This window comes from Vibrio sp. LaRot3, from assembly GCF_027587025.1.
In the GTDB taxonomy this organism is placed as follows: Bacteria; Pseudomonadota; Gammaproteobacteria; order Enterobacterales; family Vibrionaceae; genus Vibrio.
On record NZ_JAPPTI010000001.1, the window covers coordinates 36,972 to 59,672 of the forward strand.

Annotated in this window: 21 protein-coding genes and 1 pseudogene; 15 read left to right on the top strand and 7 right to left on the bottom strand. The window is 45.1% G+C overall.

Annotated features, from left to right (window positions below; genetic code table 11):
- Positions 1 to 19 precede the first annotated feature (19 nt).
- The 4 genes from OH461_RS00205 to OH461_RS00220 all read right to left on the bottom strand — a co-directional run bounded on the left by OH461_RS00205 (position 20) and on the right by OH461_RS00220 (position 4,282).
- Positions 20 to 1,084, bottom strand: a complete 1,065-nt coding sequence (locus tag OH461_RS00205; protein WP_270018670.1) for a succinylglutamate desuccinylase/aspartoacylase family protein — start codon at positions 1,082 to 1,084, stop codon at positions 20 to 22.
- Positions 1,071 to 1,976, bottom strand: a complete 906-nt coding sequence (gene rimK / locus OH461_RS00210) for a 30S ribosomal protein S6--L-glutamate ligase (RefSeq protein ID WP_270018671.1) — start codon at positions 1,974 to 1,976, stop codon at positions 1,071 to 1,073. The genes OH461_RS00205 and rimK overlap by 14 nt, the downstream gene beginning before the upstream one ends.
- Complete coding sequence (locus OH461_RS00215) at positions 1,976 to 2,419, bottom strand: ATP-dependent zinc protease family protein (protein ID WP_270018672.1); 444 nt, start codon at positions 2,417 to 2,419, stop codon at positions 1,976 to 1,978. The genes rimK and OH461_RS00215 overlap by 1 nt, the downstream gene beginning before the upstream one ends.
- A gap of 390 nt (positions 2,420 to 2,809) precedes the next feature.
- A complete protein-coding gene (locus tag OH461_RS00220) occupies positions 2,810 to 4,282 on the bottom strand; it encodes an aminoacyl-histidine dipeptidase (RefSeq protein WP_270018673.1) in 1,473 nt (490 codons plus the stop codon).
- Positions 4,283 to 5,303: 1,021 nt separating this feature from the next.
- Between OH461_RS00220 and OH461_RS00225 the strand changes: the two genes are divergently transcribed.
- From OH461_RS00225 to OH461_RS00295, 15 genes are all read left to right on the top strand, one after another.
- Positions 5,304 to 6,593, top strand: a complete 1,290-nt coding sequence (locus OH461_RS00225) for an NCS2 family permease (protein WP_270018674.1) — start codon at positions 5,304 to 5,306, stop codon at positions 6,591 to 6,593.
- A 308-nt stretch (positions 6,594 to 6,901) separates the two neighbouring features.
- Complete coding sequence (gene tet(34) / locus OH461_RS00230; protein ID WP_270018675.1) at positions 6,902 to 7,366, top strand: oxytetracycline resistance phosphoribosyltransferase domain-containing protein Tet(34); 465 nt, start codon at positions 6,902 to 6,904, stop codon at positions 7,364 to 7,366.
- Between the two features lie 227 nt (positions 7,367 to 7,593).
- Positions 7,594 to 8,841: an esterase FrsA gene (gene frsA, locus OH461_RS00235; protein ID WP_270018676.1), complete on the top strand. Its 1,248-nt coding sequence runs from the start codon at positions 7,594 to 7,596 to the stop codon at positions 8,839 to 8,841.
- Between the two features lie 87 nt (positions 8,842 to 8,928).
- Positions 8,929 to 9,318, top strand: a complete 390-nt coding sequence (crl, locus tag OH461_RS00240; protein ID WP_270018677.1) for a sigma factor-binding protein Crl — start codon at positions 8,929 to 8,931, stop codon at positions 9,316 to 9,318.
- Positions 9,319 to 9,435: 117 nt separating this feature from the next.
- Positions 9,436 to 10,575, top strand: a complete 1,140-nt coding sequence (proB, locus tag OH461_RS00245; protein WP_270018678.1) for a glutamate 5-kinase — start codon at positions 9,436 to 9,438, stop codon at positions 10,573 to 10,575.
- Between the two features lie 23 nt (positions 10,576 to 10,598).
- Positions 10,599 to 11,849 (top strand): glutamate-5-semialdehyde dehydrogenase, encoded by a 1,251-nt coding sequence (locus tag OH461_RS00250; RefSeq protein ID WP_270018679.1) that lies wholly within the window; start codon positions 10,599 to 10,601, stop codon positions 11,847 to 11,849.
- Between the two features lie 157 nt (positions 11,850 to 12,006).
- Positions 12,007 to 12,456 carry a transcriptional regulator NrdR gene (gene nrdR, locus OH461_RS00255; protein ID WP_270018680.1) on the top strand — a complete coding sequence of 150 codons (450 nt, stop codon included), beginning with the start codon at positions 12,007 to 12,009 and terminating at the stop codon, positions 12,454 to 12,456.
- Positions 12,457 to 12,466: 10 nt separating this feature from the next.
- Positions 12,467 to 13,573, top strand: coding sequence for a bifunctional diaminohydroxyphosphoribosylaminopyrimidine deaminase/5-amino-6-(5-phosphoribosylamino)uracil reductase RibD (ribD, locus tag OH461_RS00260; protein WP_270018681.1), 1,107 nt, complete (start codon positions 12,467 to 12,469; stop codon positions 13,571 to 13,573).
- A gap of 2 nt (positions 13,574 to 13,575) precedes the next feature.
- The gene (locus OH461_RS00265; protein WP_270018682.1) at positions 13,576 to 14,229 is read left to right on the top strand and encodes a riboflavin synthase; all 654 of its coding nucleotides are present in this window, start codon (positions 13,576 to 13,578) and stop codon (positions 14,227 to 14,229) included.
- Between the two features lie 39 nt (positions 14,230 to 14,268).
- A complete protein-coding gene (gene ribBA / locus OH461_RS00270) occupies positions 14,269 to 15,378 on the top strand; it encodes a bifunctional 3,4-dihydroxy-2-butanone-4-phosphate synthase/GTP cyclohydrolase II (RefSeq protein WP_270018683.1) in 1,110 nt (369 codons plus the stop codon).
- Between the two features lie 163 nt (positions 15,379 to 15,541).
- Positions 15,542 to 16,012: a 6,7-dimethyl-8-ribityllumazine synthase gene (gene ribH, locus OH461_RS00275; protein ID WP_004415274.1), complete on the top strand. Its 471-nt coding sequence runs from the start codon at positions 15,542 to 15,544 to the stop codon at positions 16,010 to 16,012.
- On the top strand, positions 16,012 to 16,479 hold the full coding sequence (gene nusB, locus OH461_RS00280; RefSeq protein WP_005473507.1) for a transcription antitermination factor NusB: 468 nt from the start codon (positions 16,012 to 16,014) through the stop codon (positions 16,477 to 16,479). The genes ribH and nusB overlap by 1 nt, the downstream gene beginning before the upstream one ends.
- Before the next feature lie 143 nt (positions 16,480 to 16,622).
- Positions 16,623 to 17,609 (top strand): thiamine-phosphate kinase, encoded by a 987-nt coding sequence (gene thiL / locus OH461_RS00285; RefSeq protein ID WP_270018684.1) that lies wholly within the window; start codon positions 16,623 to 16,625, stop codon positions 17,607 to 17,609.
- 11 nt (positions 17,610 to 17,620) lie between these two features.
- Positions 17,621 to 18,124, top strand: coding sequence for a phosphatidylglycerophosphatase A (pgpA, locus tag OH461_RS00290; protein ID WP_270018685.1), 504 nt, complete (start codon positions 17,621 to 17,623; stop codon positions 18,122 to 18,124).
- Between the two features lie 38 nt (positions 18,125 to 18,162).
- Positions 18,163 to 18,513 carry a putative quinol monooxygenase gene (locus OH461_RS00295; protein ID WP_270018687.1) on the top strand — a complete coding sequence of 117 codons (351 nt, stop codon included), beginning with the start codon at positions 18,163 to 18,165 and terminating at the stop codon, positions 18,511 to 18,513.
- A gap of 52 nt (positions 18,514 to 18,565) precedes the next feature.
- Here the strand turns inward: OH461_RS00295 and OH461_RS00300 are convergent, their stop codons facing one another.
- The 3 genes and pseudogenes from OH461_RS00300 to map form a co-directional block, all read right to left on the bottom strand.
- Positions 18,566 to 18,949, bottom strand: a complete 384-nt coding sequence (locus OH461_RS00300; RefSeq protein WP_260261172.1) for a DUF3461 family protein — start codon at positions 18,947 to 18,949, stop codon at positions 18,566 to 18,568.
- 107 nt (positions 18,950 to 19,056) lie between these two features.
- Positions 19,057 to 21,684: pseudogene (glnD, locus tag OH461_RS00305) on the bottom strand (bifunctional uridylyltransferase/uridylyl-removing protein GlnD); the annotation flags it as partial.
- 99 nt (positions 21,685 to 21,783) lie between these two features.
- On the bottom strand, positions 21,784 to 22,662 hold the full coding sequence (gene map, locus OH461_RS00310) for a type I methionyl aminopeptidase (protein WP_270018689.1): 879 nt from the start codon (positions 22,660 to 22,662) through the stop codon (positions 21,784 to 21,786).
- Positions 22,663 to 22,701 lie beyond the last annotated feature (39 nt).

Below are 22,701 nucleotides of genomic sequence, written 5' to 3' on the forward strand. Positions count from 1 at the left end.
AAGTACTAGCCGAGCAAACCTATGAAGGTGAGTTGATTTGGCCGGTGGTTAAAGGTTCTAGATCGGCGTCAATCACTTCTTCTATGAACTCTTCTACCACTTGTTCAACTTCCTGATCATCTTCCTCAAAATAGGCTAAATGGAAGATGGCATCGCCTTCGTTGACTAACGGCAGTGTCTGTTGACCAATCACAATACCGCCTTTGCGTGCTTTGAGTTCAATTTCGCTATGACCTAATGGTGCACTGATGTATGCCAGTGTCTGACCTTTTGCGACTTTTTCGCCCAAAGTAACAACAGTACGCAAAATACCGTCACTTTCAGCACGTAGCCAGCTGGTGGATTTAGCAATCACGGGTGTTGGTAGCTTCTTACGGCTTGCGCGCAGCATACCAATGGCTTGCATTACGCGTTGCACACCAATGAAGCCAGCACTGATACAAATCGGTTCAAAGCGCAGAGCTTCACCCGCTTCATAAGTCAGTACCGGAATGCCTAAACGTTCTGCTTCGCTACGTAGTGAGCCATCGCGAAGTGGTGCATCGACGATCACTGGCGTTGCGAACGCTTGCGCAATTCTCAATGTTTCAGCATTGCTCAAATCCGCTCGGATTTGCGGTAGGTTAGTGCGATGAATCGCGCCTGTATGCAAGTCCAAGATGTAGTCACAACGTTTCGCTACTTGTGAGAAAAAGGTGTGCGCCATGCGTGAGGCTAACGAGCCTTTTTCACTGCCCGGGAAACAGCGGTTTAAGTCGCGTCTGTCCGGTAAGTAACGTGACTTATGAATAAAGCCAAATACGTTGACGATAGGCACAGCAATCACTGTACCTCTCAGTTTGTTTGCATCAATGGTGTTGATCAGCTGGCGTACAATTTCTACACCATTCAGTTCATCGCCATGGATTGCAGCATTGACCATTAATGTTGGGCCTTCCAACTTGCCATTAATGATCTCGACCGGAATCGATAATGGTGAGTGAGTGTAAAGCTTTGCAGCTTCAAGCTCGACTACCTTACGTTCTCCCGGCAAGATTGACTCGCCGAGAAATTCAAAAGCGCGATTCTTTTTAGCCTTTGCCACGAGTTTTCGTCCTTTTAGTTGCCGCTTTCTTTTCAATAAATTCGACAATCATTCCAGCAATGTCTTTACCAGTTGCGGCCTCAATACCTTCAAGACCTGGAGATGAGTTTACTTCCATGACTAATGGACCGCGGTCAGAACGTAGAAGATCCACCCCAGCCACATTTAGACCCATTATTTTCGCAGCAGCAACCGCTGTGCGGCGCTCTTCTGGTGTGATTTTAACCAGTGATGCGCTACCGCCGCGGTGCAGGTTAGAGCGGAACTCACCCTCAGCACCTTGACGTTTCATCGCAGCAATCACTTTGTCACCAATCACGAAGCAGCGGATATCAGCACCGCCAGCTTCTTTAATGTATTCTTGTACCATGATGTTGGCTTTTAGGCCCATGAATGCTTCAACCACACTCTCTGCCGCTTTACGTGTTTCAGCCAAGACAACACCGATACCTTGAGTACCTTCTAGCAGTTTGATCACGACTGGCGCACCGCCAACCATTTCAAGTAGATCTTTCACGTCATCTGGTTTGCTTGCAAAGCCAGTGATAGGCATACCGATGCCTTTACGCGATAGCAATTGCATTGAGCGTAGTTTGTCGCGAGAACGTGTAATCGCCACTGACTCGTTAACTGGGTAAACGCCCATCATTTCAAACTGACGCAGAACCGCTGTGCCGTAGAAAGTCACAGATGCACCAATACGAGGAATGATCGCATCGAAACCAGACAGTTCTTCACCTTTGAAGTGGATCTCTGGCTTCTCTGAGTTGATATTCATGTAACAGCGCAGAGCATCGATCACTTTGACTTCATGGCCACGGGCTTCAATCGCTTCAATTAGACGGCGAGTGGAGTACAGTTTGGCGTTACGAGATAGAATACCAATTTTCATTATTTGCTTTCCTCGAAAGGGATTAAAAACGATTCAACAGGGTCAACTTGAATGCGGTGATGCATTGCTGTGCGACCTAGCAACATGCGAAATGCCATGTTGTCACGGTTAGTTAACGTGATTTCAATTGGCCAAGTTTGGCCACCAATGCTCAATTCAGACTCAATCACATAGCGGGATTCTTCATGGCCGCCTGAGTCGCGTACGGTGCGTTCGTCAATAACTTTAGCTTCACAAACCATCTCAACTTCCGTGTTGTGTTGAATTGGGTGAACCCAAAAACGCACCCATTTCTCTTGGTCTTTTTCAAAGCTCTCTACTTTGAACGCGTGTAAGCAAGATGTTCTGGCTCCGGTATCGATTTTTGCATTAATTTTTTCAATACCAAGGCTCGGTAGGCTTAACGTTTCACGCCAGCCCACAAGTAATTTTTCTTTCTTCATCGCAGTAATCAGTTTTTTTAATACTAAAAGTAATAAGAATGCTGAATATGCACTTGAGTTAGCGAACAATAAGGCATTAAAGCAGCCCTGTTATATACGTAACGATTGTTCAGTGCAGTGCAACTATTCAACGGCTACTTATACAGATTAGTATAAGAGAGAATAAAGACACTCCAGGATGGAGCGCTACCAACATAACAACACGGTGTTATGGCTTGAAGAAGGCAAGATGGTTTGCCCTAAGACGCTTCAAGGACGGCGAATGTAGCAACCTGATCTCTTGATGACTAACGAAAATATTTACTCTTAACGACAAAAAATATTTATTACAGACATTAAAAAAGCCAGCTAATGCTAGCTGGCTTTATGCATAAGAAAAACTAATCGAAATTACGCTTTCTCAGGGATGCTTTCTAGTAGAGCAACCATCTGTTCCCAGAATAGAGCAACTGTGCTGATTTCTACTTTCTCATCTGGAGAGTGCGGGAATTTGATGGTTGGGCCAAAAGAAACCATATCCATGTTCGGGTAAGGTTCTTTAAATAGACCACACTCAAGACCTGCGTGAATAACCATGATGTTTGGTTTGCGGCCGTACACGCGCTCATACATGTCGCGGAATACGTGCATGATCTCTGACTCAGCATCTGGTTTCCAGCCTGGGTACGCGCCACTGAACTCAATTTGAGCACCAGCAAGCTCAGCAAGAGAAGTTAGAGTTCCTTCAACTTGTTGACGACCAGAATCCATTAGAGAGCGAACTAGGCAAAGAATAGATACTTTGTCTTGCTCTGTTTCTACTACACCAACGTTGAGTGATGTTTCTACCACTCCTTCAATGTCATCGCTCATGCGGATAACACCGTTTGGAGCAGCGTTCATGATAGCGATGAAGCGTTGTTGATCGGCAATAGTGAATACTTGATCTGCTGTAGCAACGGTTTCGTTGAAGCTGACGATATCTGTTTCTACGCGGCCTAGTTCTGAACGAAGTAGCTCAGTGTAGAAAGTAAATAGCTCTGCTAGTTTCTCTTCGTTTGCTGTTGGAACGGCAACGGTTACGAAAGCTTCGCGAGGGATCGCGTTACGTAGGCTACCACCACGGAACTCGATCAGACGTAAGTCTAGTTCTTGAGCATGACCCGCTAAGAAGCGAGCAAGCAGTTTGTTTGCGTTACCACGGCCAGTGTGGATGTCACAACCAGAGTGACCACCTTTTAGGCCTTTCAGTACAAGTTGACGTGTAGTGTAACCAGCTGGGATCGCTTCACGAGCAATTGATAGCGAAATTTCACCATCGATACCGCCAGCACAACCCATGTACACTTCGCCTTCTTGCTCAGAGTCAGTGTTAAGAAGGATATCGCCTTCTAACCAACCTGCTTCAAGACCGAATGCGCCAGTCATACCTGCTTCTTCATCTACAGTAAGCAGTACTTCTAATGGACCATGTTTGATGTCATCAGCAGCAAGAACCGCTAGACATGAAGCCATGCCCATGCCGTTATCAGCGCCTAGAGTTGTGCCTTTTGCTGTTACCCATTCGCCGTCAACGTAAGGTTGGATTGGATCTGTAAGGAAATCATGGTCTGTATCTTCGTTTTTCTGCGGCACCATATCAATGTGTGCTTGCAGAACAACACCTTTCTTGTTTTCCATACCCGGAGTTGCAGGCTTTTTAATGAATACGTTGCCAGTTGGATCGCGGCGGACATCTAAGCCTTGCTCTTGAGCCCAGTTTACAATGTATTGCGCAAGCGCTTCTTCATGAGCTGAAGGGTGAGGAATAGAACAGATTTTATCAAAGAACTGCCAAAGTGGAGCAGGTGATAACTTGCTGATTTCAGAATGGAATTCAGACACGGATGACTCCTTATTAAGAATAAGACCAGATCATGTTTTGTTTTTAGGCTATTTATCTAGCACGAAATACTAGGTCGGTCTTTTGAGTAGAGGCAGCAAGAATACCACTCCTTTATATTAGGGAATAGTAGCTGGAGCACGGTTTTCTACTGCTGTAATCACAAATTGAGCAAACGTTTCTCTGCTTTAATGCGCAATCGTTTTCATTCTTTTTGTTTGAAAATTCACATTTAACTTGATAATTCTGTAATTAACTTTCAGTTTTAGTATGATCTAAATCAATTATTAAAGTTTTTGTGACTTTTATCACCAAAAGGGTTGTAATTTATTTTCTGTGAGGTATATTTGTAACCAACTTCACGAGTGAAGAGAAAATGCTCAAAGGATGAGTCCGATTTATCGCCTCCAAGGAACCGAGAAATCAACGTTTACTGTTAATTGCATTGATTTAAAAGGTGATAGTATGAAAGGTTTACCAAGTGCAACGTTCTGGCTAAACAACTCTGTTTACACTAGTAACTTTGTATACCCAACAAGTTTCGGCTACTAAGTTTTAACTTGTTTATCGAACAGTTTTGTTCACCCCCTATTATTGGAATTTATTTTCAGTTGCTGTTCAACTGACATGATTCAACCGCCACTCAAATTGAGTGGCGTTTTTTTATCTGCTGTTTTTGTAACCAGCAGTCACGCCATTTCTTCCTTTTGCTTAAAGCTCGCCCACTTTACTCGCATAAACTCATATCTAGGCACGATATCAATTCAATAATTACGCTGAAAGTTTACAACATGGCTCGAAATATCATCAATTAGCTTTAGATGGTTTTCATTATCTTATTTGTTGAAATATCGGTGTTTTTTTATTTTGTTTGGTTGTTTCTGCTGTCGTTTTACTGAACCTTAGCCTGAAAATATCGATTAGAGTGATAATTCTATCTGGAATTTGCTAATTGATGACTTTATAATCCTTAGCCAATCGTTTACGCAATCGCTTACTTTTAAATCTGGATAGGATTCGACCATGTTCGAGAAGCTATTTAAACTCAGTGAAAACGGTACCACCGTGAGAACTGAAATCATCGCAGGGATTACGACTTTCCTGACGATGGCTTACATCATTTTTGTTAACCCTGCGATGCTTGCTGATGCGGGCATGGACAAGGGCGCTGTATTTGTTGCGACATGTTTAGCGGCAGCAATCGGCTGTTTCATTATGGGTTTTGTGGCTAACTACCCGATCGCGCTTGCTCCGGGCATGGGTCTTAACGCCTTCTTCACTTATGGCGTTGTACTTGGCATGGGTCATAGCTGGCAAGTTGCGCTTGGTGCGGTATTCATTTCAGGTTTGATCTTCATGGCTTTGAGTATTTTCAAAGTTCGCGAATGGATCATTAACTCAATTCCAATGTCATTGCGTACGGGTATCTCAGCAGGTATCGGTCTTTTCCTTGCTTTCATTGGTCTACAAAATGCGGGTATTGTTATCGACAACCCTGCAACATTGGTGGGTCGTGGCGATATTACTAGCCTTAAACCTGCGCTTGCTGCTCTCGGCTTCTTTTTGACTATTGCACTTGTTTACCGAGGTGTACGTGGCGGCGTAATGCTAGCGATTCTAATCATCACTGGTATTGGTCTTGTTTTAGGTGATGTTCAATGGGGCGGCGTGATGTCTGCACCACCAAGCATTGCTCCAACCTTCATGGAAATGAACATCGCAGACGTATTCGAAGTGGGTATGATTTCGGTCGTGTTTGCGTTCTTGTTCGTTGACCTTTTCGATACCGCTGGCACGCTAGTTGGTGTTGCCACTAAAGCAAATCTTATCAAAGAAGATGGTAAACTGCCTCGTCTAGACAAAGCACTACTTGCGGACTCTACTGCAACGTCAGTTGGTGCGGTATTGGGTACATCAAGTACAACGTCATTCGTTGAGTCTACCGCTGGTGTTGCTGCGGGTGGTCGTACTGGTCTTACTGCAGTTGTTGTGGGTGTGCTGTTCCTACTGGCTATCTTCTTCTCACCACTGGCAGGTATGATTCCAGCATACGCGACTGCGGGGGCGTTGTTCTACGTCGCTATTTTGATGATGTCTGGTCTAGTAAGCGTTGATTGGCGTGACCTAACAGAAGCGGCACCGGTCGTGGTAACGTGTTTGCTAATGCCACTGACTTACTCTATCGCGGAAGGTATCGCGCTTGGTTTTATCTCTTACGCGGCGATTAAAGCACTAAGTGGTAAAGGTCGTGAAGTATCAATCAGTGTTTGGGTACTGTCAGCAATCTTCGTTATTAAATACATGCTGAGCTAATACGACTCGATGAGTTAAACATTACCTCGATGATTGAAGCGCCACATGAGTTGATACTTGTGTGGCGTTTTTGTTTTTAAATGCGTAGTGAAAAGTTGCATGGTTGGTTTTATGTTGAACGTTTGCTCTTTGTCCCGTTAATTTCAATTTGAGCAGGATTTCTGTTTGGTATTGTAGTTGGCTTTCGGTAGAATAAACGTTTGCGTCGCTTTTCCCCATTCATGCCTGTTGCGATATGCGAAGTGAGGTGGTTTTCACTTTACAACCGATTACGGGGATGCAGATTTTCAAACATTTAGGTTATTACAATGAGCAATAAATTCATTATTACTTGGGACAACATGCAGACTTACTGCCGTCAACTTGCTGAAAAACAAATGCCAGCAGAACAGTGGAAAGGTATTTGGGCTGTAAGCCGTGGTGGTCTAGTTCCTGGTGCTATCTTGGCACGTGAGCTTGGTATTCGTTACGTAGATACTATCTGTATCTCAAGCTACGACCATGATCATCAGCGCGATATGAGCGTTCTAAAAGCGCCTGAAGGTGATGGTGAAGGTTTCCTAATCGTTGAAGACTTAGTAGACAGCGGTGATACAGCGCGTAAATTACGTGAAATGTACCCGAAAGCAAAACTGATTGCGGTATGTGCTAAGCCATCAGGTGCTGCACTGCTAGATGACTACGTAGTAGACATCGCTCAAGATACATGGATTGAGCAGCCATGGGATATGTCTATCCAATATGCTGAACCAGTAAATCGCAAGCAAAAATAACGCTTGAGACAGATTTAAAAAATGACCCTTCAGGGTCATTTTTTGTTTATGGGTTAGTGATTGCCGAGCCAGCATTCAGTCGTCTTGTTGGTAAGATGGGTATACATTTGATTTTAGCGATTCCCTTTGCATTTCTGCTTGTTGGTATCGTATTGATTGATGCAGATTGTGCTTAGGCCGTTGATTTGAGTATATGATACTCATGAGAAATTTAGTTAGGGACCGTCATGTCAGAAGCTGATAACAAAAACATTTCAGAAACCTTGTTTGCCAAGCATAAACAGGCAAAGGAAACCTCTGATCTGACACGCTATATGCCAACCAACAAAGCCATTCTTGACGAGAAGCGCGAGCAATCGGGGCAGAAGTGGTACCGTAACTTGCATCGCTTACAGTGGACTTGGCAAGGGTTAGATCCTATTGAGATGGAAGAGACGTTAGCCAAAATTGCTAACTCAACTCATTCCCGAACCCACGATCAATGGCTTGATACCGTGATGGGTTACCACAGTGGTAACTGGACGTACGAATGGACTAAGCTCGGTATGCGCCATCAAAAGCGAGCGACTGATAAACAAGGTGAAGAGGCGGCTGATGAACTGTTTAATGCTTCACTCTGCTACAGTATCGCAGGTTACCCACATCTAAAAAATGACAACTTAGCGATTCAAGCGCAAGTGCTTGCGTCTAAGGCGTATCAAGACGCGGCGAGTAAAACCAAGTACGTGATCAAAAAGATAGAAGTACCGTACAAAGGAAAGAAAATCATCGCGCATTTACACCTTGCCAGCACCGATAAACCTAAACCGGTCGTGATGGTAAGTGCTGGGTTAGATAGCTTGCAAAGTGATATGTGGCGATTATTTAGAGATCATCTGGCCGACAAAGATATTGCGATGTTGACCATCGACATGCCTTCGATAGGGCATTCTAGCCATTGGTCGCTGACAGAAGATTCCTCTTGTTTACACCAAGCGGTACTCAATGAACTGCCGAATGTGCCTTGGGTCGATCATCATCGAGTGGGCCTAATCGGCTTTCGCTTTGGCGGCAATGCCTTAGTGCGCTTGTCCTTTATGGAACAAACCAAGATCAAAGCATGTGTTTCGATGGGGGCGCCGATTCACGATGTGTTGTCCTCGCCAGCTAAGCTTAAAAAGATGTCGAAGATGTACTTGGACGTGCTTGCAACACGTTTAGGTAAAGAGGTGGTTGATATTAATAGCCTTGCTGGGCAGATGATGGCTTGGTCTTTGAAAACACAGGGTATTCTGTCGAGCAGAAAAACGAGAGTGCCTATTTTAGCGATGAGCTTGGAAGGAGATCCCGTTTCACCATTCAGCGACAATCAGCTCGTTGCATTATTTAGTGATTACGGTAAAGCAAAGAAAATAAGTTCCAAGACAATTACACAAGGATATGAGCAATCCCTCGATTTAGCGATTAAATGGCTCGAAGAAGAGTTAATGAGATGACATCTTTCTTAAATTAGTTAACAGTAATGTAAGGTTAACTTTTATAACCTTATGATAACTAAAATAGAAAAACTATGGAGAGTCTACATGTCAAAAGTGACGAAAATCCCGACTCATTTTCGCTTGATTACTAGCTTAAGAGCTATCGGCCCTTATCTACGGGAATCTCAGAGTAAAGATGGATTTTATCTGTTCGACTGTTTAGGTGTGTGTGTTGATGACAAGAAGTCACCAGAAGAACGAGAGTTCTGGGGATGGTGGCTAGAGTTAGAATTAGTAGAACATCAGTTTGCTGCGCGATATCGGGTTGGTAAGTACGATAAGAGTGGTCAGTGGGTTGATGAGTCGATTCCTAAAGAGGCGATTGCCGAGGTGAATCGGATTCAAATTGGTTTCCATGAAAAGCTGGTGGAAATGCTCAGCAAAGACTACGAAATGACAGTGTCTATGCACGACAAATCGGTCGAATTTGTCTAGTTTCATCTATTTATCCTCATTGACTAGTAAAAAGGCGCTTTTTAGCGCCTTTTCTACTTGTTAAATTCAGATTTGATTGTTAAAACATCAGCTCTTATTTTTTATTTTTAGTAGATCATGACAACGAATCAACAAAGCGCAAAAGTAGCTCAACCTCAGACAGTGGTTGTGAAACTTGGTACCAGTGTGCTTACTGGCGGTACTTTACAGCTTAACCGTGCTCATATGGTTGAGTTGGTACGTCAGTGTGCAGAGCTCAAAAAACTTGGCCACTCAGTGGTTATCGTCTCGTCTGGCGCTATCGCCGCGGGTCGTGAGCATCTTGGTTACCCCGCACTGCCCAACTCTATGGCAAGCAAACAATTGCTCGCTGCAGTCGGGCAGAGCCAGTTGATTCAAACATGGGAATCTCTATTTGCTATTTATGGCATCAAAATCGGGCAGATGTTGCTAACGCGTGCTGACCTAGAAGATCGCGAACGTTTCCTAAATGCACGCGATACCATCAACGCTTTGGTAGAGAATGACATTATTCCTGTCGTGAACGAAAACGACGCAGTCGCGACCAACGAAATTAAAGTTGGCGATAATGACAATCTATCAGCACTAGTGGGTATTTTGTGTGGCGCTGACAAGTTGTTGTTGCTGACGGACCAAAAAGGTCTGTTTACGGCTGATCCGCGTAAAGATCCAAACGCTGAGCTGATCAAAGAAGTGAAGACCATTGATGACACCTTACGTAAAATTGCTGGTGGCAGTGGTACAACGTTGGGTACTGGCGGTATGGCAACTAAGTTGCAAGCGGCAGACATCGCTCGCCGCGCGGGTATTGAAGTGATCATCGCTGCGGGTAGCGCGCCAAATGTTATTTTTGATTCTCTTGGTGAAGAGCCGCAAGGCACACGTTTTCTCTCTTGTGAAGGAGCGCTAGAAAACCGTAAGCGTTGGATTCTAGCTGGCCCTGCGGCATCAGGTGACATCGTGGTTGATGATGGCGCAGTAAACGCCGTGATTGGTAAAGGCAGCAGCTTATTGGCCAAAGGTGTTGTTAAGGTAAGTGGTGAGTTTGCTCGCGGAGAAGTGGTGCGAATTACCAGCCAAACGGGTCAACTGATTGCACGTGGTATTTCAGCTTACTCAAGCCAAGATATGACCAAAATTATTGGTAAACACAGCAAAGATATCATCTCTATATTAGGTTACGACTACGGTGCAGAAGTATTGCACCGCGATGATATGGTCGTAATTCAAGAATAAGAACAAATTTAAAAGGAAGTGACGTGGAATTAATCAACATGGGTAAAGCAGCAAAAGATGCTGCTTTCGCACTCGCAACGGCTTCAACTGCACAAAAGAACCAAGCTCTTGCCATTATTGCTGATGAGCTTGAAGCAAACGCTGATGCTATTTTAAAAGCCAATGCAAAAGACATCGAACTAGGGCGAGAAGCCGGTCTTACTGACGCTTTGCTCGATCGTTTACTACTTAACGAACAACGTCTAGCGGGCATCGCTAATGACGTGCGTAATGTGATCAGCTTGAATGATCCAGTCGGCAGTGAAATTGACAGCAAAGTGCTGGAAAACGGTATGTCACTGTCTCGTCGTCGCGTACCGCTTGGTGTGGTCGGTGTGATTTACGAAGCGCGCCCAAACGTGACGATTGATATTGCAGCGCTCTGTTTGAAAACGGGTAACGCAAGCATCCTGCGTGGCGGTAAAGAAACCTTCTTCTCAAACATGGAGCTAGTGAAGGTGATTCAATCTGCATTGGATAAAGCCGGTTTACCTGCAGCATCAGTGCAATACATTGAAAAGTCAGATCGCGAGCTAGTTTCTCAACTGCTTAAACTTGATGATTACGTGGATATGATTATTCCACGCGGTGGTGCAGGTCTACACAAAATGTGTAAAGAGAACAGCACCATTCCAGTGATCATTGGTGGCTTTGGTATTAGCCACATCTTCGTTGATGAAAGTGCAGATCTTGAAAAATCGCTCAACGTGGTTGAAAACTCAAAAGTGCAACGTCCATCGGCGTGTAACTCTTTGGATACCTTGTTAGTTCACGAGAAAATTGCAGCAGAGTTCTTACCAAAGCTAGCGGAACGCTTAAATGGTCAAGTTGCTTTAGTTGCAGAGCTAAAGGCGAAAGCGTTACTAGCTAATGCAGCAGAGCTGCGTGATGCGGGCGAAGGCGACTTTGATACGGAATGGCTAAGCTACACCTTAGGTGTCAAAGTTGTGGGCGATGTGGTTGAAGCGATTGACCACATGCGTGTGCACAATGCGAGTCACTCCGATGCCATCATGACCAATAGCCTAGAAAACTCTGAGCGCTTTATTAACTCTGTAGGTTCAGCCGCAGTATACGTAAATGCGTCAACACGCTTTACTGATGGGGCGCAGTTCGGCCTAGGTGCGGAGGTTGCGGTATCGACGCAAAAACTCCACGCTCGTGGCCCTATGGGTTTGGAAGAGTTGACCAGCTATAAGTGGGTGGGTAAGGCGAATTACCTAGCACGCGGATAGAGTTCGGCTGTACCTGAAGTCACAGCGTTGTTGGCTAGTAACACCAACAATTTAGACGTTCGGGTGAAGTATCTAGTAAAAAGGGGCGAAGTCGCCCCTTTTTCTTTTCCTCAAGTTACTAATTCCGCTACACTACTGGCATTGATATGGAGGTGATATGCATTGTCCTTTTTGTTCCGAGAACGATACTAAAGTAATCGACTCTCGTTTAGTTGCTGACGGGCACCAAGTACGTCGTCGCAGACAGTGTCTAGCGTGTAGTGAACGTTTCACTACTTTTGAAACGGCAGAACTAGTGATGCCGCGAGTGATTAAATCTAACGGCAACCGCGAACCATTTAATGAAGATAAGATGGTCGGTGGCTTGCAGCGAGCGCTAGAAAAACGCCCAGTGGCGGCGGATTCAGTTGAGCTTGCAATCAGCATGATTAAATCGCAATTGCGCGCGACGGGTGAACGTGAAGTACCAAGCGAAATGATTGGTAACTTGGTGATGGATCAACTCAAAGAACTCGATAAAGTGGCATATATCCGTTTTGCATCCGTATACCGTAGCTTTGAAGACATTCGCGAATTCGGTGAAGAGATCGCCAAGTTAGAAGATTAGGTAGGAAACCATGACACAGTTTAGCGCCCAAGATTATGCAATGATGTCACGAGCAATTCATCTCGCACGCCAAGGCAACTATACAACTGCCCCTAATCCTAAAGTAGGCTGTGTTATTACTCTCAATGATGAAATTGTTGGCGAAGGGTTCCACTATCGAGCTGGTGAGCCTCATGCTGAAGTGCATGCATGGCGTATGGCTGGCGAGAAAGCCGTTGGCGCAACTGCCTATGTAACACTTGAGCCGTGTTCTCACTATGGCCGCACACCTCCATGTGCTGAAGGACTCATTAAGGCCAAAGTCGGCAAGGTCATTTGTGCCATGACAGACCCTAACCCATTAGTGGCAGGGCGTGGTATCAAAATGCTGCAAGATGCCGGTATCGAGGTTCAAGTCGGCTTGCTAGAGCAAGACGCGATTGCGCTTAACCCTCCGTTTCTGACTCAAATGCAAACAGGCATGCCATTTGTTCAGTTAAAGATGGCTGCCAGCCTTGATGGTCAAACCGCATTGGCGAATGGCGAAAGCAAATGGATTACCTCTCCGCAGGCTCGTCAAGATGTACAAAACTATCGCGCCCAAGCGTGTGCGATTCTTTCTACGAGCAAAACCGTTATTGATGATAATGCATCGCTTAACGTGCGTTGGGATGATTTACCGAAATCAACGCAAGCGAAATACCCTCAAGACCAACTACGCCAACCTACTAGAGTTATCCTAGATCGCCAATCTCGATTGAACCCAGATCTAAAGCTGTTTAGCTGCGAGGGCGATATTATAACGGTTGGCCCACAAGGTGATGTTTCCACGCCGCTTGATGCCAACAATCAGATCGACTTACCCGCTACTTTTATGGCATTAGCTAAAGACCATGGCATTAATCATTTGTGGGTTGAGGCTGGCGCTACCTTAGCGGCTAGCTTACTCCAACAACGTTTAGTGCATGAGATCGTGTTATACATCGCGCCTAAGCTAATGGGCAGTGATGGCCGAGGCTTATTTGGTCAGCTTGGATTAGAGAGCATGGCTGAGGTCATTGACCTAGAATTTAAACATGTCACCCAAGTAGGCCCCGACCTACGTTTAGTCGTGACACCAAAGTACAAAGATAAGTAATCATGTTTACAGGAATTGTCGAAGCAGTAGGTACGCTTGCTGCCATTACACCAAAAGGCGAAGACATTAGCGTAACGGTGAACTGCGAGTCACTGGATATGGCCGATGTAAAGTTGGGTGATAGCATCGCGACCAATGGCGTGTGCTTAACGGTTATAGAATTTAATCAGCACAGCTATACCGCGGATCTCTCTTTAGAGACATTAAACAAAACAGGCTTTGCTGACTATTCAGTTGGCGATAAAGTGAACTTAGAAAAAGCCATGCTACCGACTACTCGTTTTGGTGGTCATATTGTTTCTGGTCACGTAGATGGTGTTGGTGAAATTGTTGAGCGCAATATCGTGGGTCGTTCTATTGAGTTTTGGGTTTCAATGCCGCAAGAGATCAGTAAATATGTGGCTGAGAAGGGTTCAATTACCGTCGATGGCATTAGCTTGACGGTTAATGACTTACGTAAAAATGCGTTCAAACTGACGATCGTACCGCACACGAGCGCCGAAACCACGATCGACGATTTTCAGGTTGGTCGTAAAGTGAATCTAGAAGTTGATGTATTAGCTCGATACATGGAGCGCCTACTGACGAGCCGTGAGGCTGCTGAGCCAGAATCACGCATTACGATGGAATTCTTACAACAAAATGGCTTCGCGTAAGCGCAAGTTCATATAATCAGTCACAAATAGGAAGAAGAGATGCCAATTAGTACGCCACAAGAAATTATTGAAGATATTCGCCTCGGTAAAATGGTCATCCTAATGGATGATGAAGACCGTGAAAATGAAGGCGATTTGATCATGGCTGCGGAGTGTGTGACTCCTGAAGCAATTAACTTTATGGCGACTTATGGCCGTGGCCTAATTTGTCTGACGATGACGAAAGAGCGTTGTGAGCGTTTAGGTTTACCCCCTATGGTGCAAGACAACAACGCACAGTACACCACCAACTTCACCGTATCGATTGAAGCGGCGGAAGGGGTGACGACTGGTATTTCTGCGGCTGACCGTGCTCGCACCGTTCAAGCTGCGGTTGCTCAAGATGCAAAAGCTGCGGATCTGGTTCAGCCGGGTCATATCTTCCCGCTTGCCGCGCAAGAAGGTGGCGTACTAACACGTGCTGGTCACACTGAAGCAGGCTGTGACTTAGCTCGCCTAGCAGGGCTAGAACCAGCCTCTGTGATTGTTGAAATTCTTAATGATGATGGCACGATGGCGCGTCGTCCTGACCTAGAAGTGTTTGCTGAAAAACATGACATTAAGCTAGGCACAATCGCTGATTTGATTGAATACCGTAATAACACTGAAACCACCATTGAACGTGTGGCTGAGTGTAAGCTTCCGACTGAATTTGGTGAGTTCAACTTAGTGACTTACCGTGACACCATTGATAACCAAGTACATTACGCACTGTGTAAAGAAGCGTCATCAGACAAAGCGCCATTAGTTCGTGTACACCTACAAGATACGTTTACTGATTTACTTCGTAGTGACCGTAACGCTGAGCGTAGCTGGACTCTAGATAAAGCCATGACGCGCATTGGTCAAGAAGGCGGTGTTCTAGTTATTCTGGGTAATGAAGAGTCGACGGATCTGCTTATTCACCGAGTGAAAATGTTTGAAGCGCAAGATAAAGGCCAAGCACCGACACTGGCGAAGAAACAAGGCACTTCTCGTCGTGTAGGCGTAGGTTCTCAGATCCTACAAGATTTGGGTGTGCATGATATGCGACTACTTTCTTCAGCGGATAAGAAATACCATGCTCTGGGTGGTTTTGGCTTGAACGTGGTTGAATACGTTTGTGAGTAAAGCTCACTACTGAAGTCGTTAGGTATATTGAGCGAGATGTCTTTGGTATCTCGCTTTTAATTTTTTAGCGCCAGATTTCTGCAAAATCCTATTAGATATTGCTCACAGTTTTATGCTAGAATCCGGCGATTCTCACTTGATGAACATAGTTAAAGGAAAGCTTATGAAAGTGATCGAGGGTGGCTTCCCAGCGCCAAACGCAAAAATTGCTATCGTTATTTCTCGTTTCAACAGTTTTATTAACGAAAGTCTATTGTCTGGTGCAATCGATACTTTAAAGCGTCATGGACAAGTTAGCGAAGACAACATCACTGTTGTTCGTTGCCCTGGTGCAGTTGAATTACCATTGGTTGCTCAACGTGTTGCTAAAACAGGTAAATTTGACGCTATCGTTTCACTAGGTACAGTGATTCGTGGCGGAACTCCGCACTTTGACTATGTTTGTAGTGAATGTAACAAAGGTCTTGCACAAGTATCTCTGGAATACAGCCTTCCAGTAGCATTCGGTGTATTGACGGTTGATACAATTGACCAAGCAATTGAGCGCGCAGGAACCAAGGCTGGTAATAAAGGTGCAGAGGCTGCACTAAGCGCACTTGAGATGATTAACGTTCTTTCAGAAATTGATTCCTAATGGGGGCCAGTGTGAAACCAGCCGCACGTCGTAATGCACGTCGATTCGCTCTACAAGCGATCTACTCTTGGCAAATCACTAAAGAAAATGTTGCCACAATTGAAGAGCAGTTTTTATCTGGTGGTAAGTATGATGAAGAAGAACATCATGCATCAGAGCCAGCTCTTTCTACACCAGACACAGACGTTGCATACTTCCGTGACCTACTAACAGGTGTTGTGCTAAGTCACACAGAGCTAGATAGCAAGATTCGTCCTTACACAGCTCGTCCAATGCAAGACTTGGATATGATGGAGCTAGCATTGCTTCGTCTAGCTATGTACGAGATGACTCGTCGCGAAGATGTACCTTACAAAGTGGTTATCAATGAAGCTATCGAACTTGCAAAAGTATTCGCAGCGGAAGAGAGTCACAAGTTTGTGAACGGTGTGCTTGATAAAGCAGCGCCGCATGTACGTAAAAAATAATAAGCCGTAAGAATTAATTACGTGAATTATTTAAAAAAAGGCCAGCAAATTGCTGGCCTTTTTTTTAACATCTTAGCTAGTGTGGTCGCTGGTGTTCGCAATCGCTAGCAATCACCCCGATAAGTTATGGACAGAGATAGAAGATGTCTGGTGAATTTAATTTAATCGATAAGTATTTGGTCAACCGCCAAAAGCCACGTAAAGACGTATTGCTTGCTGCGGGCGATGACTGCGCACTGGTTGAAGTGCCGCAGGGTGTCTCTGTTGCGATTAGTACGGATACTTTAGTCGCTGGCACGCACTTTTTATCTGAGGCTAATCCCGCTTGGGTAGCGCATAAAGCGTTGGCGTCCAATATTAGTGATTTGGCCGCGATGGGAGCGACCCCTGCGTGGGTCTCATTTGCTTTGACGATGCCAGATGTCGATGAAGCCTGGCTTAAGCCATTTTGCGATAGCTTTTTTGAGCTAGCGGATTACTACGGTATTCAATTGATTGGCGGTGATACCACCAAAGGTCCATTAAGTTTAACCTTAACCGTTCAAGGTTTGGTTGACCCGAGTAAAGCGCTGCGTCGTGATGGTGCGAGCATCGGCGATTGGATTTATGTCACTGGTAATTTGGGTGACAGTAAAGCAGGACTGGATGTCATTTTAGATGAGGAATTGCGCGCTAAGCCATTTGCTCAAGAGTTAGAAAAGCGTCATTATCTGTCTAACCCGCGCGTGCTTGTTGGCCAAGCATTACTCGGTTTAGCAAGCTCTGCTATCGATATTTCTGATGGTGTCATTTCAGACCTGAAACATATCTTAAAGCGTTCCAAGGTTGGAGCGAGTCTGAATTTAGATGCTTTGCCGATCTCAAATGAACTGGTCAAGTTTGTAGAAGATGAGCAAATCGCTCTACAATACGCGCTCTCTAGTGGAGAGGAGTTCGAACTGTGCTTCACTGTTCCTGAGCAAAATAAAGGCTCTTTGGAAAGCGCATTAGCGCACTGTGGTTGCAAGGTCACCTGTATTGGTCAAATTCGTCCGCTAGGAAACGCTCAGCCATCTGAATCGGTGGAATTGTTACACCATGGTCGCCCTGTCACTTGGCAGTTAAGTGGCTATGATCATTTTAAAGCCTAAAAGAAGTTGTTATGGCCAATCCTTTATCTCTCATTTCTTTAAAAAATCCGTGGCACTTACTGGCGACAGGTTTTGGTAGTGGTTTGTCTCCGGTTGTTCCGGGAACCATGGGCACACTTGCTGCAATACCGCTATATTTGCTGTTGGCACAGTTACCGCTGAGCCTTTATTTAGTCGCAGTTATCATCTCTTGTATCGTAGGTATTAAAATTTGTCAGGTGACGTCAGACGATATGGGCGTGCACGATCATGGCTCCATCGTTTGGGATGAGTTCGCTGGTTTTTGGATCACGATGGCGGTTGTGCCTATGTTCCAATTGTCTGTGACAGACTGGAAGTGGCTACTGACTGGTTTTGTGTTGTTTCGCTTTTTCGATATGGTCAAACCATGGCCAATTGGTTGGTTAGATAAACGAGTACATGGCGGATTGGGCATTATGGTCGACGATATTGTCGCCGGTGTCATGGCGGGTGTAAGCCTCTATTTCGTAGGTAAGTATGCAGGTTGGCTCTAATACCAAATAGATAAATCAAAGACTGATAAGGAAAAACAATGTCTAAGAAAGTTTACTGTATCGCTCAGTTTCAACCGAAACCAGGTAAGTTGGATGAATTATTTGAGGTGCTAAAAGCGCTAGAGCCAAACACATTACGTGAAGATGGTTGCCTGCAATACACAGTGACTCGTCATATCACAACACCGTTTGCAGAAGGAGACAGTTACCCAATTGCCTTTAATGAGATCTGGGTGGACAATGAATCGTTTGAAGCGCACTGTCAGCGTGCAGAGATACAACAATTCTTCCAAGAGCAATGTGTAGCAGAAACAGGGTTAGTTGATAAATCGAACGTATGTGTTTATACGGATGAGCCTAATAACTATGATGCGCCGAAACTTGGTTAAGCATGAACGCAAAAAAGGTTGCTCGAGGAGCAACCTATTTTGTTCGGGGGAATTATTTCAACTTCTCTAAATCGGATTCAATTTCGGCTATCTTACTTGATACCACTTTTTCTAAATGGCGTAGGTCAGATAAGATCTTCTGTTTTACATCCACTTCGGCCATTTTCTCTGGTTTAGTCAGTTTGTTTAGCTCATCAATCACCAAAGTAAGATTGCGGTTTATCTCGGTTACTTCTTTGTACTTGTGACTGCCACTGTCGACCAACACATTTTTCACTTGGCGCGGGTATTTGAACTTAACGCTTTTGGCAAACAGCTCGCCTTTTTGTTTTCGAAAGTAAATCTTTAGCACGTCTTTATGCGCTTCTTGGCGAAGGGAATAGCGCTCGATTTGTTTTGGATCTTGAATGCCTAAACCAGTGAGATTAGGAAACATAGGCTACCTCATGCAATGTGAATTGAAAGCTATCACATTTAATGTAGCAGCCTATTTTTGAGCTAGATAGTTGAAGCGCAGGCTATTTTATCAACTTGTGCACGAGATCAGTGTGGCGCGAGCTCGGCAACGTTGGCACACAATTGCTCGCGCAAGGTTTGTTGCTCTTGCTCGCTAAGCTGCCCACCTTCTGCGCCGGTAATGATAAATAAGTCTTCTGCTCGCTCACCTATGGTGGTGATTTTAGCCGCGTGTAGGCCAATGTTAAGGTCAGCAAAGGTTGCACCGACGATGGCAAGCAACCCCGGAGTATCCAAAGCAACAAACTCAAGTGTGGTGCGCTTTTTACTCTTACTTGGCAAGAAGTCCACTTTGGTTTTTACCGTGAAGTGCTGCAAGTTGCGCGGAGTGCGGCGAGTCTTAATTTTAGTTGGCCTGCCATCTTCCAGTACATGGGTTAGATGCTTGTAGACCGCTTTATGGCGCGTTTCATCAATTGCATCACCATGTTGGTCTAATACCATAAAAGTATCGAGTACATAGCCATCTTTACTGGTCATTACTTGAGCGTCGTGTACGTTAAAGTTGCGTCTATCAAGTTCTGCTACCACGGTTGCAAATAATGCTTCTTGGTCTTTGGTGTAGACAAATACTTCCGTACCGCCGCGAGTCGGCTTTTTACTGATCAGAATCAGTGGTTTGGAGTGATCTTCATGGCTGAGCAGGTTAGAGCAATGCCAAGCAATTTGCTTGTGGGTGTGACGTAAGAAGTAGTCGGCTTTGAAGCGTTGCCATAACATATCAATTTCTCGACTTGAGAAGCCTTCTTTACGAAGTAGGGCAGAGGCCATTTGTTGGTTGTGGCGAATACGTTCACGCACATCCACGGGGTTTTCTAACCCGCGACGCAGCGCTCTTTGCGTTGAATAGAAAAGCTCTGCCAATAGGGTACGTTTCCAACTGTTCCACAGCTCTGGGTTAGTGGCGCAGATATCGGCCACAGTGAGACAGACTAAGTATTCTAGATACTCTTCATCGCGCACTTGTTTCGCAAACTCAGTGATCACTTCAGGGTCGTAAATATCGCGGCGCTGAGCGGTTACAGACATCAATAGGTGATTGCGAACCAACCATGAAACCAGTTTGGATTCAGGCTTAGATAGGCCATGTTCAATACAAAAATCGTACGCTTCTACTGCGCCTATTTCGGAATGATCCCCTCCTCGGCCTTTACCAATATCATGGAAGATGGCGGCAATGATCAGCAGCTCTTTTTTCTGAATTCGCGGGTAGATTTCGCAGCAAATAGGGTGCTTGCTATGGTTTTTGGCATAGCTGAAGGTATTGATGTGTTTGAGTAAGCGAACACTGTGCTCATCCACGGTGTAGACGTGGAATAAGTCAAACTGCATTTGACCGACAATTTGGCTCCATTGTGGCAAATAAGCGGCTAACACCCCAAGTTTGTGCATCAACACAAAGGCTCGGTGCAGGGCATTCGGGTGACGACATAAGTCGAGGAACTTCTCTCTAGCTGCAGGAATGGTATGCAGGAACTTGTTCAGTCGACGACGCGCGGTACGCAGTTGGCGTAAAGTGGATGGCGCGACACTGTCGATGGTCGAGTCGTTGGCAATCAGCAAGAACATATCGAGAATCGTCTCGGGTCTTGCTTGGAATAGGGCGGGTTTACGCGCTTCGATCAATCGACCACGACGTTGGAAGTCGTCATTGATAACTTCTGGGCGAATCTCAGTGCCATTATTTAAGATGGCTTGGTCAAACAGCTTTAGTAGCATCTTGTTGAGTTCAGCAACGCGACGAAGCGTGCGGTAGAACTCTTTCATCATCATTTCAACGCCACGATTGCCTTCACCGTTAAAGCCGAGGTTTTCCGCCACTTGCGCTTGGTGAGCGAAGGTTAATCGGTTGTCGTAACGACGTAAATCGATATGTAGGGCAAAACGAACTCGCCATAGGAATTCTTGGCACTCAACTAATTCTCGATATTCGGCATCAGTGAGGAAGCCATAGCGGCTCATTTCAAATAGTGATGTTGCACCAAAATGACGGCGAGCAACCCAACTTAAAGTATGGATGTCGCGCAGACCACCGGGGGTGGATTTGATATCAGGTTCTAGATTGTAAGTGGTGTCATGGTAACGAGCGTGGCGCGTGATTTGTTCTTGTAGTTTGGCTTTGTAAAACACTTCGCTTGGCCAAAAGGATTCAGAATGAATCTGCATTTTTAGCTGGTGGAAGGTCTCTTCACAGCCGCACAGCAAACGAGATTCTTGTAAGTTAGTCGCGACTGTAAGGTCCTGTTTACCAATTTCAACACACTCATCAATACTACGAACGGCATGGCCAATTTCTAAACGTAAATCCCACAGCAGAGTGATGAACTCACTCACTTTCGCTGCTAGATGATTTGGCAGCGTTTTTTTGGAGACGACTAAAATATCGATATCGGAAAGCGGGTGCAGTTCGCCTCGGCCATAGCCACCTACCGCAACGAGGCTAATATGGGGAAGCTGAGTAAAGCCATAATGCTGCCAAAGTCGATTGAGCAGTAAGTCGATATAATCCGCTCGGCCTAGAACGAGATCATTGACGGGATGATGATTGAGAAATTCACCTTTTTGATATTGCGCAAAATGATCAAGCTGCTGCTTAAGCTCTGCAACATTGATTTGTTCATCGGTAAAAGTGAGTGGCGATTGAAATGGCATAGCGGCTTCCGTGCTTAGTGTAGAAGTTCACTTTAGCAAAAGCGGGTAGATAAAAAAATATCCCCGCCGAGGCGGGGATATTGAAAGTGATGTTTGATGTGATTATGCGTTTTTCATAAAGCGAGGAATGGTGTCGTCGCTGCGCAAAGTTAACACTTCACAACCTTCTTTGGTGACCACGATAGTGTGCTCATACTGAGCTGATTTTTTACCGTCGCCCGTATAAACCGTCCAATCATCTTGCGCATCGACAGTACAGCCGAATTTACCAGCGTTAATCATTGGCTCGATAGTGAAACACATGCCTTCTTTCAGTACGCGGCGGTCTGCATTTTTGTAGTGCACAACTTGTGGCTCTTCGTGGAACTCACTACCGATGCCATGACCACAGAAATCTTTCACAATAGAGAACTTGTTACGTGGGTTCTTCTTATTGTTCTCTTTGATGTATTTTTCGATCGCAGTACCGATATCGCCAACGGTTGAACCAGGTTTAACCGTGCGCATACCTACGTAAAGGGCTTCTTGAGTTACCATACATAGGCGTTTATCTGCAGGTGAGGTTTCACCCACTAGGAACATCTTAGAGGTATCACCATGGTAACCCTCAGGGCGAACACTTAAGTCTACGCCTTCTTCGTTAGGTACGATAACTGTGATGTCGACGTTGATGATGTCGCCGTTTTTCAATACCGCAGGTTTAACTTGGCCATTGCTGCCCACTTCATCTTGGGTCGCAGGAATGCCATGACAAACGATGTGGTTGATAGAGGTACAGATTGATTTTGGGAAACCATGGTAATCTAGAGGTGCTGAGTAAGCGCCTTTTTCGATCCCGTAATCGTGACAGATTTGGTTCAATTCATCTGTTGTTACCCCTTCTTTGATGTGGGGTTCGATCATCTCTAGGATTTCAGCGGCTAAAGCGCCCGCTAAACGCATACGTTCGATTTCTTCAGCAGTTTTAATCTTGATTGACATTGGCTTTACTCTGTTACTAGCTGCGCCCAGATTGGCGCG

Coding starts and splice junctions, on each gene's coding strand:
- rimK (WP_270018671.1), bottom strand. CDS start 1,976: ATGAAAATTGGTATTCTATCTCGTAACGCCAAACTGTACTCCACTCGC.
- OH461_RS00215 (WP_270018672.1), bottom strand. CDS start 2,419: ATGAAGAAAGAAAAATTACTTGTGGGCTGGCGTGAAACGTTAAGCCTA.
- OH461_RS00225 (WP_270018674.1), top strand. CDS start 5,304: ATGTTCGAGAAGCTATTTAAACTCAGTGAAAACGGTACCACCGTGAGA.
- frsA (WP_270018676.1), top strand. CDS start 7,594: ATGTCAGAAGCTGATAACAAAAACATTTCAGAAACCTTGTTTGCCAAG.
- crl (WP_270018677.1), top strand. CDS start 8,929: ATGTCAAAAGTGACGAAAATCCCGACTCATTTTCGCTTGATTACTAGC.
- proB (WP_270018678.1), top strand. CDS start 9,436: ATGACAACGAATCAACAAAGCGCAAAAGTAGCTCAACCTCAGACAGTG.
- nrdR (WP_270018680.1), top strand. CDS start 12,007: ATGCATTGTCCTTTTTGTTCCGAGAACGATACTAAAGTAATCGACTCT.
- ribD (WP_270018681.1), top strand. CDS start 12,467: ATGACACAGTTTAGCGCCCAAGATTATGCAATGATGTCACGAGCAATT.
- OH461_RS00265 (WP_270018682.1), top strand. CDS start 13,576: ATGTTTACAGGAATTGTCGAAGCAGTAGGTACGCTTGCTGCCATTACA.
- ribBA (WP_270018683.1), top strand. CDS start 14,269: ATGCCAATTAGTACGCCACAAGAAATTATTGAAGATATTCGCCTCGGT.
- ribH (WP_004415274.1), top strand. CDS start 15,542: ATGAAAGTGATCGAGGGTGGCTTCCCAGCGCCAAACGCAAAAATTGCT.
- nusB (WP_005473507.1), top strand. CDS start 16,012: ATGGGGGCCAGTGTGAAACCAGCCGCACGTCGTAATGCACGTCGATTC.
- thiL (WP_270018684.1), top strand. CDS start 16,623: ATGTCTGGTGAATTTAATTTAATCGATAAGTATTTGGTCAACCGCCAA.
- pgpA (WP_270018685.1), top strand. CDS start 17,621: ATGGCCAATCCTTTATCTCTCATTTCTTTAAAAAATCCGTGGCACTTA.
- OH461_RS00295 (WP_270018687.1), top strand. CDS start 18,163: ATGTCTAAGAAAGTTTACTGTATCGCTCAGTTTCAACCGAAACCAGGT.
- OH461_RS00300 (WP_260261172.1), bottom strand. CDS start 18,949: ATGTTTCCTAATCTCACTGGTTTAGGCATTCAAGATCCAAAACAAATC.
- map (WP_270018689.1), bottom strand. CDS start 22,662: ATGTCAATCAAGATTAAAACTGCTGAAGAAATCGAACGTATGCGTTTA.